The sequence below is a fragment of the Pseudoduganella sp. GW821-FHT05F09 genome (assembly GCF_059419605.1).
In genome coordinates this window covers 206690-221503 of sequence record NZ_JBWKSD010000001.1, presented here as the reverse complement: position 1 = coordinate 221503, position 14814 = coordinate 206690, and the positions used below count along the sequence as shown (strand labels likewise).

Genomic DNA, 14814 nt, shown 5'->3' with positions numbered 1-14814 from the left:
GTGCATAGCCGTAGGGCGGGTTAGGCGCAGCCGTAACCCGCCAAGCTTACTGGAACGCCACCTCGGCAAAGCTGCGCAGCTTGCGGCTGTGCAGCTTGTCCACGCCCAGTTCGCGCAGCATCTCCACCGCGCGGATGCCGATGCGCAGATGCTGGTCCACCCGCTCGCGGTAGAACGCATTGGCCATGCCGGGCAGCTTGATCTCGCCGTGCATGGGCTTGTCGCTCACGCACAGCAGCGTCCCGTAAGGCACGCGGAAGCGGAAGCCGTTGGCGGCGATAGTGGCGCTTTCCATGTCCAGCGCCACCGCGCGGCTTTGGCTGAAGCGCCGCTCCGGCGTGCGCTGCGGCAGCAGCTCCCAGTTGCGGTTGTCGGTGCTGGCCACGGTCCCCGTTCGCATCACGCGCTTGAGGTCATGCCCGGTCAGCTTGGTCACCTCGGCCACGGCGGCCTCGATCGCCACCTGCACCTCGGCCAGCGGCGGGATGGGCACCCACAGCGGCAGGTCTTCATCCAGCACATGGTCCTCACGCACATAGCCGTGCGCCAGCACGTAGTCGCCCAGCTCCTGCGTATTGCGCAGGCCGGCGCAGTGGCCCAGCATCAGCCAGGCGTGCGGACGCAGCACCGCGATATGGTCGGTGATGGTCTTGGCGTTGGCCGGACCCACGCCGATATTGACCATGCTGATGCCGCTGCCGTCCTTGCGCACCAGGTGGTAGCCCGGCATCTGCGGCAGGCGCGGTAAAGGCGAGCCCAGTTCGTCGCCCGGCTCGGACGGCGCGCCGGCGCGGCGCAGCACCAGGTTGCCCGGCTCCACAAAGGCCACGTAGTCGTCCTCGCCCTGCGCGGAGCGGCCCATGATCTCGTGGCCCAGCTTGATGAATTCGTCGATATAGAACTGGTAGTTCGTGAACAGCACGAACTTCTGGAAGTAGGCGGGCAAGGTGCCGGTGTAGTGGCGCAGGCGCTGCAGCGAGTAGTCCACGCGCGGCGCGGTGAACAGCGCCAGCGGCTGCGACTCGCCGAACGGCGCCTCGTGCGTGCCGTTGGCGATGCCGTCGTCCATGGCGGCCAGGTTGGGCAGGTCGAACACGTCGCGCATCAGCAGACGGCGGTCGGCGCTCATGCTGCCTTCAATGTGGTCGTTCTCGGCGAAGGAGAAATGGATGGGTATCGGCTGCGCGCTCATGCCCACTTCCAGCTGCACTTGCTGGCGGTTGCCGTGGTTCTTCAGCAGCAGCCTGAATTGCTCGCGGTAGTAGCGCGCGAACAGGTCGGGACGGGTGAGCGTGGTTTCGTAGGTGCCGGGGCCGGCCACGAAGCCGTAGGACAGGCGCGAATCGGCGCGCGCCACGGTATCGGTGTGCACCCTCACGTAGGGGTAGCAGGCGCGCACATGCTCGTCCGGCGTTTCGCCGTCGACGAAGCGCTGCAGCGATTCACGCAGATGCCGTATGCTGCCGTCGTAGAGCGCCTGGACCTGGGCCAGCGCGGCGTCCGGGTCGTTGAACAGCGCGGGCGCGATGAAGGGACGGTTCTGCATGGTCGATCTCCTTTGCTAATGAATCCAGGCTTGATTCTTCAGCTCTATTGTATCGACGTTTACGCTGCGGTGCAGCATTTCATTTAATGGCCGCAAGCCTTGTCCGCCGGACCGAGGAAGCGCAGGGAGCGCGAGTAGGAGATGGCGCTGCTTTCGCGGCGCTTGTGGTCCAGCGTGACCACGTCGCCCACGGCCAGGCCGCTGCGGATGAAGAGATTCATGTCGCGGCCCTTGAAGCGGTCCGGCAGTACTTCTTCGCGCCAGCCGGCGCCGGTGCCGACGTACTTGGTGAACAGGCGGCAGCCGGGCGAGGTGGAGACCACGGTGAACACCACCGGCGCGCCGTTTTCCATCTCCAGCGCTACCGGGTTCTCCAGCTGCCAGGGACCGCCGTCGTGCAGCGAATGCCATTCGGCGATCTCGCCCGGACGGCCGGGAATGGCGAAGCGCATCGAAGCGGAATGGTCGCTGCTCTCGCGCTCCACCAGGATGACCTGGCCGCTGGCCAGCAGCACCTGCTCCTGCCAGCGTTCGCTGCGCGAGCAGCCCGCCGCCAGGGCGGCGGCCAGCACGGCGGCCAGCAATGCCAGGCCGGCGCGCGCGGCGCGGGCTGCACGCCCTGGCCTGTGCTTTCCTGGCAGTCCTTTCGAGCAGTTCTCGTCCACGGCAATCCCGGTCCACGCCCGCTTGCGGGCAAAGCCGGTATTGTGACGTTTTTTAAGCGCTCAAAAGTCACAAATAATCACGCCGACGGATCTTTTGCTCGCAAGCGGCGGCGCGTGGCGCGCGCATGCGGCACCCAGGCATGCACCGACCAGCGCCGCCACATCATCAGGCCGCGTATCCATTCGTCGGCGGAGTAGGCTATCCACAGGCCCACCAGGCCAAGGCCGAAGTAGATACCCAGCAGCCAGCTGCCGCCCGCCATCACAAGGGCCATCGACGCCGCGCCCGCCAGCACCGGGTAGCGCGCATCGCCCGCTGCGCGCAGCGCGTTGATGACCACCAGGTTGAAGGTGCGGCCCAGCTCCAGCAGCACCGCGATCCACAGCAGCACGGCGCCGTTCCTGATGATGAGCGGGTCCTGCGTGAAGCAGCGCAGCAGCCAGGGGCCGGCCAGCGCCACGCAGCCCGAGATGACGCCGCTGATAACCAGCCCGCGTCCAAGCGCGCCGCGCACCAGGCCGTGCGCCTCGCGCAGCTCGCCCGCCCCTATCATGTGGCCGACCATGATTTCAACCGCGAAGGCGGTGGCGAGGCTGAACATCACCACCACGCCGCCCACCTGGTGCACATAGGCGAGCGTGGCCAGCGACTGCGCGCCCAGCGTGCCCGCCACCGCCATGCTGGCCATGAAGGCCAGCCGCCACGAGATGTTTTCCGCCGCCGCAGGCACGCCGATATGCAGCACGGCCGCCAGTTCGGCGCGGCGCAGCTTCCACCAGTCGCTGGCCACGGGATGGATGTCCAGGTGGCGGCGCCACAGCATCAGGTGCAGCACCAGGCCGAGCACGCGGCTGATCAGCAGCGCGAAGGCGAAGCCGGGCAGGCCCAGGGCAGGCAGCGGCCCCCAGCCGTACATCAGCGGCACGGCCAGCGCCAAATGGCTCACGTGCATGACGGCCAGCACCGCCAGCGTGTCGCGCGTGCGCAGGTGGGCGCGCATCACGCTGGCCATGGAGGCGTTCCAGGCGTCGAACAGCATGGCGGCGGCCAGCGCTTGCAAAAAGGGCGTGGCCAGCGGCAGCACGTCGGCCGGGGCGTGCATGAGGCCGAGCAGCCAGCGCGCGCCGCCGAAGGCCAGCAGTGCGGTGAACGCGCCCAGCCAGGTGCTGGCGCCGAGCATCGCCAGCGCCACCTTGTCCGCCATGTCGCGCCGTCCGCCGCCCAGGTTCTGCGTAATGACCACGCCGATGCCGGAGCCGACTATGCGGAACAGCATGAACAAGGTCACTGAAATACTGTTGGCGATTGCGAAGGCGGCGCCGTAGGTATCGGACAAGCGCGCCGCCAGCGCAGTTCCGGCCACGCCCGCCACCACGGCAAGGAACAGTTCAATCAGCAGGGGCCAGGCGAGGGTAAAAATATGAGGACGGGAAGCGGCGGCGGTAGTCATGCCGCCATGATAGCGATTTTCCGTCCCCTACGCAGGCAAAATGTTATCGCTCACATTGGCTCAATGCAGCTTGACTGAAGGCGAGATCCGTTTTCGCAGCCAGTCGGCCAGGGTGACGGCTGCGGCGCGGATGAAGCCGTGCAGGGCCATCAAGTGCTTCTGGTACATCAGGCCGTACAGCAGGTGGGCGAAGCCGCCGCTGACCGGCAGCTTGCTGCCGAAGGCGCCGCCCAGCAACACGCCCACCGCCGCGACAGGGCCGAGCGATACCAGCGAGCCGTAGTCGCGGTAGCTGAACTCGGGCAGCGGATGGGCGGCGTGCTTGCCGTCCTCGCCGGCGTGCGGCGCGGCCAATGCCTTGGCCGACGCATTGGCCAAGGCATTGGCTAAAAACACGGCCTGCTGGTGCGCCACCTGCGCGCGCGGCGGCGCGGCGCCTTTCACCGGGCAGACAAAGCTGGCGCAGTCGCCGATGGCGAACACGTTGGGATCGTCCACCGATTGCAGCGTGGCCTTCACCATGATCTGCCGCATGCGGCTCAGCGGCAGTCCCAGCGTGCCGACGATGGCGGGGCCTTCCACGCCGGCCGCCCACAAGGTCAGGCTGGCGGGACGCACCGCGCCCTCCCCCACATGCACGCGGTCCGCTTCCACTTGCGTCACGCCGGTGCCTGTGCAGATCTCGATGCCGCGCGATCTCAGATACGCTTCCGCGCGCGCCGACTGTTCCAGCGGCAGGTGCGGCAGCAGGCGCGGACCGCGTTCCAGTATGGTGATGCGCACGTCGCGCGCCGGGTCCAGCGTGTGGATCTTGTACTTGGCCAGCGCGCGGGCGCTGTAGCCCAGTTCGGCCGCCAGCTCCACGCCGGTGGCGCCGCCGCCCACGATCACCACATTCACGGCGCTGCCTTCCGCAGCGCCCTCCCCGCCAGCGCCCTCGCTGGCCCGCACGCAGGCGCCGAAGAAGCGGCGGTAGAAGCCCTTGGCCTCGCGCACATTGTCCAGCGTGCAGACATGCTCCGCCGCGCCCGGCACGCCGTAGAAATTGGTCACGGCGCCCAGCGCCAGCACCAGCGTGGTGTAGCCCTGCACGCGCACGGCGGGCGCGCCGCCCTCCTCGTCCGACAGGCACGGCGCCAGTTCCAGCGTGCGCGCCGCGCGGTCCACCGAACGCAGCTCGGCGTGCATGAAGGTGAAGCCGTGCGCCGCAGCCTGCGCCGGATATTCAATCTGGTAGACCTGCGGATCGCGCTTGCCGGAAGCGACCGTGTGCAGCAGCGGTTTCCAGAAATGGGTGGGTGAACGGTCGATGAGTATCACCCGCGCCTGCCCTTTGCGGCCCAGGGTATCTCCCAGCCGGGTTGCCAGTTCCAGGCCGCCTGCGCCTCCGCCTACGATAACGATGGTTTGCATGATGTCCCTCCTTCTGACTGTTAATATAGTCCCGCCGAATGGAAAACAAAAATTACTTATTTCTACTGATTGATAAGGAATAGCTTATGTATCACGCGAGTTTCCGACAGCTCCAGGCGCTGGTCCTGGTGGGCAGGCATGAGAGCGTGTCGCGCGCGGCGGAGGAGATGCACGTCACCCAGCCGGCGATATCGGCGCAGCTGCGCGCGCTGGAGGAACTGGCCGGCACTGCGCTCACACGCAAGGCCGGACGCAACATCCAGCTCACCGCGGCGGGCGAAGTGCTGCTGCAGTTTTCCGAGCGCATCCTGCAGCTGTGGGAACAGGCCGGCGACGAGCTGGGCGAGCTGCAGGGCGTGAGCAGCGGCACGCTGCGAATAGGCGCAGTGCTCACGGCGGAACACCTGCTGCCGTCCATGCTGGTGAAGTTCACCACCGAACGCCCCAACGTGCGCCTCAAGCTGAACGTGGGCAACCGCAGCGAGATCGTCGCCATGCTGTCCCGCAAGGAGATCGACCTGGCCATCATGGGCACGCCGCCGCGCGAATTCCGCATCCACGCCACGCGCTTTGCGCATCACCCCATGGCTTTCGTGGCCAGCCCGCGGCATCCGCTGATGCGCAAGAAGCGCGTCACCATGGAAGACGTGGTGCAGGCCAACCTGCTGGTGCGCGAGCGCGGCTCGGGCACGCGCACCACGGTGGAGCGCGTGTTCAAGGAGGCGGGCCACACGCTGCACTTCGGCTCCGAAGTGTCGAGCAACGAGGCGATCAAGAGCATGGTGGCGGCCGGACTGGGCGTGGGCTTCGTGTCGGTGCACGCCTGCGCGCTGGAGTTCGAGTCCGGCCTGATCGGCATCCTGCCGATGAAGGAAAGCCCGGTGGAAGGCGACTGGCACGTGATGCACCTGGTGGACCAGCCCCTGCCCCGCATCGCCGCCGCCTTCCAGGACTTCATGGTCACCTCCGGCCAGGAATTGATCGGCGCCGAGCTGGAATCGTTCTACCGCAAACACAAACGTCCGGGCGGCAATAGCCGTTAATGTTGCCGCAAGGAATTTGGTCCGTCCGCCTTGATATATTGGTCAGGCCAAAGTAGAATCAATTGAGCAAAAGTGCAACATGCAAGTTCTCCCCGCAGAGACCTCGGCACGCTCTTCCCCCGCCCTCGTCAAAACGGCACCGGACACGCGAGGTGTCCCCATGGCGCGCCGGCACGTCCGGACGCCGCATCATCCCTGCTGTCCCACAATCCAGGAGCACACATGAAAAAAAGAACATGGGAGACACTGGCGCGCACCGCTATCGCTTCGGCCGCCGCCTTCGGAACATTCTGCGCATTGGCCCTCCCCGCCTGCGCGCACGCCACCGTCCTGCCGCTGCAAGGGGCTGTCATCACAGGCAGCTACAACGGCTCGGGCGCCGCCATGCTGGGGCTGGACGACCTGTTCAACGGCTCGCCCAGCGGCAACAAGACCGCCCTCGACCCGCTCGATACCACGGTCGAATTCCTCACCGGCGACTTGGCCTTCGGCTTCGACTTCGCGCCCGACGGCACGCTGTCCATCTACAACAACACCGGCGCCGCGCTCGGGCCGGGCGACTACCGCTTCAGCTTCGATTTCGGCAGCTCGCTGGCCGCTCCCATTGCCCTCTTCTCCGTGCTGGACGCCAGCATGGTGAGCGGCATGCCGCAGTTCGCCATCCTGAACGGCGGCACCACGCTCAGCCTGGACCTGAGTTCCCTGGTCTGGAGCGGAGATTTCACGCCCGTCAAAATGAGCATTGCAGCCGCGCGTGAAGCCACCGTGCCGGAGCCGGGCAGCATGTCCATACTGCTGCTGGGAGCCGGCGCCATCGCGCTGGCGCGCCGCCGCAAAGCGCCGCGCGCATAGCCGCACCGCACCCGAAGTCCACGCATTTACATTAGATTCCTGACACAGGAGCACACATGAGACACCTCCGTTTCAAGGCCGCGCTTTGCCTTGCGATGCTGTTCGCCGCGTCGGCGCCCGCATTGCTCAACGCCGCCGCCGTCGACCCCGCACGCCAGCCTGCGCCAGCCGACGGCTGGGCGGGCCAGGCCGGCGGCACCGCTGGCGGTTCCGCCGCCATCAGCAGCTACATCTACACCGTGAACAACCGCGCGCAGCTGCTCGCCGCGCTGAACAACGGCGGCAACAATCCCAAGATCATCAAACTGGTGGGCACGGTGGACATGAGCGAGGGCATCCCCTACGCCAACACCGGCGACCAGGCTGCGCGCGGCGTGATCCGCATGAAGCCCAACACCACGCTGATCGGCGACGGCGCCAACGCCGGCATCATCAACGGCCATATCCAGGTCACCAACATCTCCCAGGTCATCATCCGCAACCTGAAGATCGTGGCGCCCTGCGACGTCGGCCCGATCTGGGACCCGACCGACGGTTCCACCGGCAACTGGAACTCGGCCTACGACGGCATCGCCCTGTCCGGCGCCGACCACGTGTGGGTGGACCACGTGAGCTTCAGCGACGGCGCCATGACCGACAACCTGCTGCCGGTTGAAAACGGCATGGTCAAGCAATGCCACGACGGCGCGCTGGACATCACCAACGCGTCCGACTACGTGACGGCTTCGTACAACTACTTCACGCAGCACCGCAAGAACAACCTGATCGGCTCCAGCGACAGCGCCTCGGCCGACGAGGGCAAGCTGCGCGTCACCTTCAGCAACAACGTGTTCCGCGACGTCACAAGCCGCTCGCCTCGCGTGCGCTACGGCCAGGTCCACCTGTTCAACAACTACTTCGTGGGCAGCAAGGACGAGCCGCTGTACGGCTATGAATACAGCGTGGGCGCGGGCTACAACTCCAAGATCCTGTCCAACGCCAACGTGTTCGAAATCGCCGGCACCACCAGCTGCGCGCAGGTGGTGAAGAACCCCGGCGGCGCCGCCACCGGCGCCTTCAAGGACACCGGCTCGCTGCTCAACGGTGCGCCGCTGGCCGGCTGCACCATCTCCGACAGCGTGAGCTGGACGCCGCCCTACGCCTTCGCCGCGCGCCCCACGGCGCTGGTGAAAGCCATGGCGCTGGCGCAAGCGGGCGGCGGCAAGCTGGCCACCACCATCACCGGCACCGGCGACGTCTCGGTGGACCCCGGCCTGACGCTGGCCTGCCCCGCCACCGGCCTGTACTTCTGCGACGACTTCCAGAACGGCAGCAGCGCCAACTGGGACCTGCTGCAAGTGGCGGGAGCCAACGGCAGCTTCTCCGTCAAGGCGGAAACCGCGACCGGCACCAACAAGGTGATGCAATACACGGCGGCCAGCACCGGCGGCGTGCTCGCCACGCTCAAGGCCACGGCCATGGCCTCGGTGCCGAGCGGCGACTACTTCGTGGAAGCGCGCATCAAGCCGCTCACCAACGGCACCACCGGCAACAAGCTGCTGTACCTCATCACGCGCTACGTCAACGCCACCAACTGGTACGGCGCGGGCTTGAACGTGCAAAGCTCCACCGCCAGCACGCAGGTGGAAATCGCCAAGATGCTGAACAACGTCCTCACCCGCCCCAAACAGGTGAAGAAGGCCATCAACATGGACGCGCAGTTCTACACCGTGCGCTTTGAAATGAAAGGCAGCACGCTGACCGTCTACCTGGACGGCGAATCGCTGGGCAGCGTGACCGACACTTCCTTCGCCGCGCGCGGCCTGGTGGGCCTGTACACGGCCAACAAGTCCTTCCAGATCGACGACGTGCGCATCGGCGACCCGGCGCTGAAGCCGGCCCAGCTCACGCTCAACCCGTCCGGCACCACCTACGCCGCCGAAGCAGGCGACGCGCCGCTGCAAGTGGCCGTCACCGCCGTCAAGGCCGACGGCACCGCCGACGAATACTCCGCCAGCTCCAGCAACCCTGCCGTGGTTGCGGTGGGCGTCAACGGCGGCACGCTGACCATCACGCCGGTGGGCGCGGGCACGGCCAACATCACCGTCACCAGCGACTCCGATCCCACGCTCAAGCGCGCCATCGCAGCCACCATTGCGGCGCAGTTCATCCAGCCCACTCAGACCTACGGCCTGGCCGGCATCGCCAGCCCGGCGGTGCAGCAGGACGGCGTGAACGTGGACGCGGCCTTGCAGTTGACCTTCGACAGCCCGCCCGCACTGGGTTCGGGCGGCACCATCCGCATCTTCCGCAAGGCAGACGACGCGCTGGTGGACGTGATCAAGATCAGCGGCGAGACCGAAGAAATCGGCTACGCCGGCCAGGCCGCCATCCGCAAGGTGAACAGCACGCCGGTCACCATCAGCGGCAACACGCTGACGGTGCGCCCGCACAGCAACCGGCTGGCCTATGGCGATGAATACTACGTCGCCATCTCCAACGGCACCATCGTGGGCACGCTGGGCGGCGCGCCCTTCCTCGGCATCGGCAAGCTGGGCGGCTGGAGCTTCGCCACCCGTTCCGGCCCGCCGGCGGCGGCGGCCACGCTCACCGTGGCGGCGGACGGCAGCGGCGACTTCAACACTGTGCAAGCGGCGCTGAACTTCGCCATGAAGGAGCTGACCAAGGCCGCCCCGGTGACCATCCAGATCAAGAACGGCACTTACCAGGAGCTGCTCTACCTGCGCGGCAAGGACAACGTGACCCTGAAAGGCGAAAGCCGCGACGGCGTGGTGATCCAGTACACCAACCACGACACGCTGAACTCCGGCTCCGGCGGCAGCCAGGCATCAGGCGCCGCCGCGCCATCGGGCGGCCGCTCGGTGCTGCTGGTGGAAACCTCCGACATGCTGCGCCTGGACACGCTCACCATCCGCAACACCACGCTGCGCTCGTCTTCGATTTCGGCGCAGGCCGAAACCATATACTTCAACAACGACGCGGGTCGCCTGGTCGCCGTCAACGCCGCCTTCCTCAGCGAGCAGGACACGCTTCAGCTGAAAGGCTGGTCGTGGTTCTACCACTCGCTGGTGGCCGGCAATGTGGACTTCATCTGGGGCGGCAGCCGCGCCGCGCTGTTCGAGGAAAGCGAAATCCGCTCGGTGGGCGACACCACCAGCGCCACCAGCGGCGGCTACGTGCTGCAGGCGCGCGTGCCCAACGCCACCGACAAGGGCTTTGTATTCCTGAACAGCAGCCTGACGCACGGCGCCGGTCCCGGCCCGCAACACGGCGACGTGCCGAACGGCGCCACCTGGCTGGCCCGCAGCCCCGGCGGCACCACCACCTGGGACAACATCGCCTTCATCAACTGCAAGATGGACAGCCATGTCGCCCCGGCGGGATGGGCAGGCCTGGGCGTGAACGGCCAGCCCGCGCCCAACCCCACCGTGCCCACCGCCGCCAGCGGCTGGCGCGAGTTCGGCACCACCGACCTGGCGGGCAATCCACTGAACCTGGCCACGCGCGTGGGCGGCTTCCAGCTCGGCGCGGGCGACGTGGCGGCGGGCTTCGCCACCCGCGCGCTGGTGTTCAGCGCCTTTAACAGCAACGCCGGCTGGGACCCGCAGCCTTGAGCCGTAAGCCGTAAGCGGTAAACCTGCGTGCGGGGGCCTCCCCTCCGCACGCAGTCCCCGCTCATCGCCATGATAATTTGAGTATTGCCCGAAAAGAATATTGCCAAATTGGCAGCTCTGGATGATAATTGCGCGGTTTGCAAAATCCGAGCTCCCACATGAATCTGCGTTTCACCCCCATCGCCCTGGCGGCCGCCCTGCTCGGAACGGCCACCGCCTCCCTGGCCCAGCAGCAGCCGGCCAAAGACACCATCAAAGCCGCGCCGAAGGAGCCCGTGAAGGCCGCCGCCGCCGAACCCGCCATCGCCAAGGTGGAAATCAAGGGCAGCGCGGACGAGTACGACGCGCGCCGCGACGACACCGCCAGCAAAACCGTGATGACCCACGAGGAGATCATCAAGTACGGCGACACCAATGTGTTCGACGTGCTGAAACGCGCCCCGGGCGTGACGGTGATCGGCAACGCCATCCGCATGCGCGGCCTGGGCAACGGCTACACGCAGATCATGGTGAACGGCGAGCGCCCGCCGCCGGGCTTCACGATGGACACGCTGGCGCCGGACCAGATCGAGCGCATTGAAGTGGTGCGCGCCGCCACGGCGGAGAATTCCATGCAGGCCATCGCGGGCAGCATCAACATCATCCTGAAAAAAGTGGTGTCCAAGCCGCAGCGCGACCTGCGCGTCAACACCGCCTACTCGGAACAGCAGCGCAACCTGTTCGTCAACGGCACGCTGGCGGACCGCGACGGCCAGCTGTCCTGGTATTTGAACGCGACCGCCTCCCGCTTCCTCGGCAAGAACCCCAACGACAGCACCGAGCAATTCACCTCGCCGTCCGGCCAGGTGCTGCAGCTGCGCGACAAGGCCAGCAGCCAGCGCAACGCGTCCGGCTCGGTCGGCCTGGCGCCGCGCCTGAACTGGAAGCTGGCGAACGACGACCAGTTCAACCTGAGCTCCTATATCCAGTCGCAGCGCTTCAACTACGGCTCCGGCACGCTGACCAGCAACCGCATCGGCAGCTTCCCGCAGCCGGACTACGTGGACCGCCAGGGCGAAGGCAGGAACAGCTCCAGCTACGGCAATATCGACGTCAACTGGGTCACGAAAATCGCCGGCGGCAAGCTCGATGCCAAGGCCAATATCGGCCGCGCCAATTCGGACAACGAAAACTACTCCCTGTCCTACACGGCTGACCGAAAGACGGTGCTCCAGCGCGTGCAAAGGAACACGTCCCAGTTCACGCACTCGGGCACCAGCGGAAAATACACCCGCACCATCTTCGAAGACCATGCGCTGTCCACTGGCTGGGAAGCCAGCCGCCAGGGCTCGGACGACAGCAGCCATCGCGTGGAAGGCATTATCGGCCTGGCGCAGAACGGCATCAACGAAGAATTCCATCCCGTTGTCACCAAGATCGCCGCCTACGCGCAGGACGAATGGAACGTGAACAAGGACTGGTCGGTCTACTTTGGCGCGCGCTGGGAAACCATCAACACCGACAGCTCCGGCAGCGGCCTGCAAACGACGGACTCGCGCAACCGCGTGCTCAGCCCCGTGGCCCAGACCCTGTACAAATTCCCGGACAAGAGCGGCCGCCAGCTGCGCCTGGCCCTGACGCGCACCTTCAAGGCGCCCAACACCGGCCAGCTCAGCGCGCGCCGCTACGAGTCCGACCTGAACACCCGCTTCAACCCGGACTACAGCGGCAACCCGGACCTGAAGCCGGAACTGGCCACCGGCGTGGACCTGACCTATGAACACTTCTTCGCTCCCGGCGCCGTGTTCTCGGTCGGCGCCTCGCAGCGCCGCATCTCCGACTACATCCGCAGCAAGCTGACGCAGGACGGGCGCGGCTACTGGCTGATCCAGCCGCTCAACGACGGCACCGCCACCGTGCGCTCGCTGGACGTGGAGCTGAAGTTCCCCCTCAAGGCATTGATGAAGGACGCGCCCGGCTTCGACTTCCGCGCCAGCGCCAACCGCAACTGGTCCAGGGTCGATTCCGTGCCGGGTCCGGACAACCGCCTGGACCAGCAGATCCCGCTCACCCTGGTGCTGGGCACGGACTACCGCGAGGACAAATACAGCGCCGGCGCCAGCCTGTCCTACCGCCAGGGCGGGCCGGTGCGCATCTCCGAGCAGCAAAGCAGCCGCCTGCAGGGACGGCGCGAGCTGGAAGGCTATCTGCTGTACAAGATACGCACCGGCTACCAGCTGCGCCTGGGCGTGAGCAACGCGCTGGGCGAAGACAACCTCGGAGACTCGCAATACCTCGACAGCAACGGCGGCAGCCGCACCTGGACCCGCTCGCCCGGTTCCGCGCGCTTCTCGGCCAACCTGGAGATGAAGTTCTAAGCTGTTTTCAAGCGCGCGCAGCCCCGGCCTCATATATACTGTTGCAGTTAAGATAACCAATCCGCTGCAATGAAGGTTCGTTCCCTGCTCGCCCTCACCATCACGGTGGCCCTGGTCCCGGTGGTGGTGTTTCTCGCCGCGCCGCTGGCGCGCCTGGTCGACGCCGAGCGCGACGCGGGCGTGCGCAGCCTGCAGGAAGCGGCGCGCGCCACCTCGGTGGCGGTGGACGGCCAATGGAACGAGGCGGCCGGTTTGATGCGTGCGCTGAGCGCCTCCGGCAAGCTGGAAGCCGAGCAGATGGAAGCCTTCGCCGGCAAGGCGCGCCAGCTGATGCAGGACCGCGACGCCAACCTGGTGCTGTACGACGCCAACGGCCAGCAGCGCGTCAACACCGCCCTGCCCGCCGGCGTGCCCCTGCCCGACACGCGTAGCGCCGAACACAAGCGCATCGCGCGGCTGCTGGAGAGCGCCAAGGTCTCCGTCACCGACCTGCTGGCCGGCCCCGTCACGCGCAAGCCCATGGTGGCGCTGGAATACCCCTTCTCGCTGGCGGAGGACCGCCAGTACGTCATGGGCTACGCCTTCGAAGCCGCACTGATGGTCAAGGCCCTGCCCGCGCCGGACAGCGAAGGCGACACCTACCATATCTACGACCGCCAGGCCCGCCTGATCCAGTCCAACCGCCAGCCGGCCCAGATAGGCGCTGCCGCGCCGCCGGCCATCGCGGCCGCCATCCATGCCGGGCAAGGCGGCCTGGTGGCGATGCCGGACGGCGGCTACGCGGTGCTGGCCAGCTCGCCCATGTCCGGCTGGTGGGTGGCCATCAGCACCAGCGCCGAACGCATCGACGGCAACGCGCGCCGTATTGCGCTGCTGTCCGGCCTGGGCCTGCTGATGGCGCTGCTGCTCGCGGTGGCCACTGCCTGGGCGCTCAGCGCGCGCATCGCCAAAGCCATCGCGCAGACCAGCGCGGCGGCAGGCGCCATCGGTTCCGCGCCGCCCAAGCGCCCCGCCCCGTCCGGCATAGACGAAGCGGACGAACTGGGCGAAAGCATCTACCAGGCCGCGCACCTGCTGGCCGAGGCGGCGGCCGAGCGCGAACGGCTGCTGGTGCAGGCCCAGCACGCGCGCGAGGTGGCGGACGCGCAGAACCGCGCCAAGGACGAATTCCTCGCCATGCTGGGCCACGAACTGCGCAACCCCATGGCCCCCATCAGCGTGGCGGCCCACATGCTGGCCATGCCCGGCCTGGGCGAGCAGCAGCTGCGCCAGGCCAGCGACGTGATCGCGCGCCAGAGCGCCCACATGACGCGGCTGGTGAACGACTTGCTGGACGTGTCGCGCGTCACGCGCGGGCTGATTTCGCTGGACCGCAAGCCGCTCAGCATCCAGCCTGTCATCGCCAGCGCGGTCGAGCAGACCGCAAACATGGCGGCCAGCCGGCAGCACGTGCTGAGCGTGGCGCCCATCGAAGGCGAACTGTGGGTGAACGGCGACGCGATACGGCTGGTGCAAGTGACGGCCAATCTGCTGGCCAACGCCATCAAATATTCACCGCCGCATTCGGAGATACGGGTGGAAGCAATGCGTGAGAGAGAGGAACTGGTGCTGTCCGTGAGCGACAACGGCAGCGGCATCGAAGCAGGCCTGCTGCCGCGTATCTTCGACCTGTTCTCGCAAGGCGCGCGCAGGCCGGACCGCGCCGACGGCGGGCTGGGACTGGGTTTGGCCCTGGTGCATAAAATCGTGGAACTGCACGGCGGCAGCGTAGCCGCCTACAGCGAGGGGCCGGGCCAGGGCAGCCGTTTCGAAATCCGCCTCCCCCTCTGCCCCACCTCCCAAGTCACTACATACAGCGCGTAAGCCGCCAATG

General features: G+C 67.0%; 9 protein-coding genes. 5 read left to right on the top strand and 4 right to left on the bottom strand.

The window, feature by feature from the left end; translation table 11 throughout:
• Positions 1–46 precede the first annotated feature (46 nt).
• From AC07S4_RS00815 to AC07S4_RS00800, 4 genes are all read right to left on the bottom strand, one after another.
• Complete coding sequence (locus tag AC07S4_RS00815) at positions 47–1546, bottom strand: AMP nucleosidase (protein WP_494984788.1); 1500 nt, start codon at positions 1544–1546, stop codon at positions 47–49.
• A gap of 83 nt (positions 1547–1629) precedes the next feature.
• Positions 1630–2211 (bottom strand): hypothetical protein, encoded by a 582-nt coding sequence (locus AC07S4_RS00810; protein WP_494984787.1) that lies wholly within the window; start codon positions 2209–2211, stop codon positions 1630–1632.
• Positions 2212–2288: 77 nt separating this feature from the next.
• Positions 2289–3662: an MATE family efflux transporter gene (locus AC07S4_RS00805; RefSeq protein ID WP_494984786.1), complete on the bottom strand. Its 1374-nt coding sequence runs from the start codon at positions 3660–3662 to the stop codon at positions 2289–2291.
• Between the two features lie 60 nt (positions 3663–3722).
• Positions 3723–5075: an NAD(P)/FAD-dependent oxidoreductase gene (locus AC07S4_RS00800; protein WP_494984785.1), complete on the bottom strand. Its 1353-nt coding sequence runs from the start codon at positions 5073–5075 to the stop codon at positions 3723–3725.
• 86 nt (positions 5076–5161) lie between these two features.
• Here AC07S4_RS00800 and AC07S4_RS00795 point away from each other — a divergent pair, with 86 nt between their 5' ends.
• The 5 genes from AC07S4_RS00795 to AC07S4_RS00775 all read left to right on the top strand — a co-directional run bounded on the left by AC07S4_RS00795 (position 5162) and on the right by AC07S4_RS00775 (position 14804).
• Positions 5162–6118 (top strand): LysR family transcriptional regulator, encoded by a 957-nt coding sequence (locus AC07S4_RS00795; protein ID WP_494984784.1) that lies wholly within the window; start codon positions 5162–5164, stop codon positions 6116–6118.
• A gap of 222 nt (positions 6119–6340) precedes the next feature.
• Positions 6341–6970, top strand: a complete 630-nt coding sequence (locus AC07S4_RS00790) for a PEP-CTERM sorting domain-containing protein (RefSeq protein ID WP_494984783.1) — start codon at positions 6341–6343, stop codon at positions 6968–6970.
• 56 nt (positions 6971–7026) lie between these two features.
• A complete protein-coding gene (locus AC07S4_RS00785) occupies positions 7027–10584 on the top strand; it encodes a pectinesterase family protein (protein WP_494984782.1) in 3558 nt (1185 codons plus the stop codon).
• Between the two features lie 158 nt (positions 10585–10742).
• Positions 10743–12941, top strand: coding sequence for a TonB-dependent receptor plug domain-containing protein (locus AC07S4_RS00780; protein ID WP_494984781.1), 2199 nt, complete (start codon positions 10743–10745; stop codon positions 12939–12941).
• A 69-nt stretch (positions 12942–13010) separates the two neighbouring features.
• Entirely contained in the window at positions 13011–14804 is a 1794-nt protein-coding gene (locus AC07S4_RS00775) for a sensor histidine kinase (RefSeq protein WP_494984780.1), read from the top strand.
• Positions 14805–14814: the final 10 nt, after the last annotated feature.

Excerpts from the sequence above, each read along its gene's own strand:
- AC07S4_RS00805 (WP_494984786.1), bottom strand. The coding sequence starts at position 3,662 with ATGACTACCGCCGCCGCTTCCCGTCCTCATATTTTTACCCTCGCCTGG.
- AC07S4_RS00775 (WP_494984780.1), top strand. The coding sequence starts at position 13,011 with ATGAAGGTTCGTTCCCTGCTCGCCCTCACCATCACGGTGGCCCTGGTC.
- AC07S4_RS00780 (WP_494984781.1), top strand. The coding sequence starts at position 10,743 with ATGAATCTGCGTTTCACCCCCATCGCCCTGGCGGCCGCCCTGCTCGGA.
- AC07S4_RS00795 (WP_494984784.1), top strand. The coding sequence starts at position 5,162 with ATGTATCACGCGAGTTTCCGACAGCTCCAGGCGCTGGTCCTGGTGGGC.
- AC07S4_RS00785 (WP_494984782.1), top strand. The coding sequence starts at position 7,027 with ATGAGACACCTCCGTTTCAAGGCCGCGCTTTGCCTTGCGATGCTGTTC.
- AC07S4_RS00790 (WP_494984783.1), top strand. The coding sequence starts at position 6,341 with ATGAAAAAAAGAACATGGGAGACACTGGCGCGCACCGCTATCGCTTCG.
- AC07S4_RS00815 (WP_494984788.1), bottom strand. The coding sequence starts at position 1,546 with ATGCAGAACCGTCCCTTCATCGCGCCCGCGCTGTTCAACGACCCGGAC.
- AC07S4_RS00800 (WP_494984785.1), bottom strand. The coding sequence starts at position 5,075 with ATGCAAACCATCGTTATCGTAGGCGGAGGCGCAGGCGGCCTGGAACTG.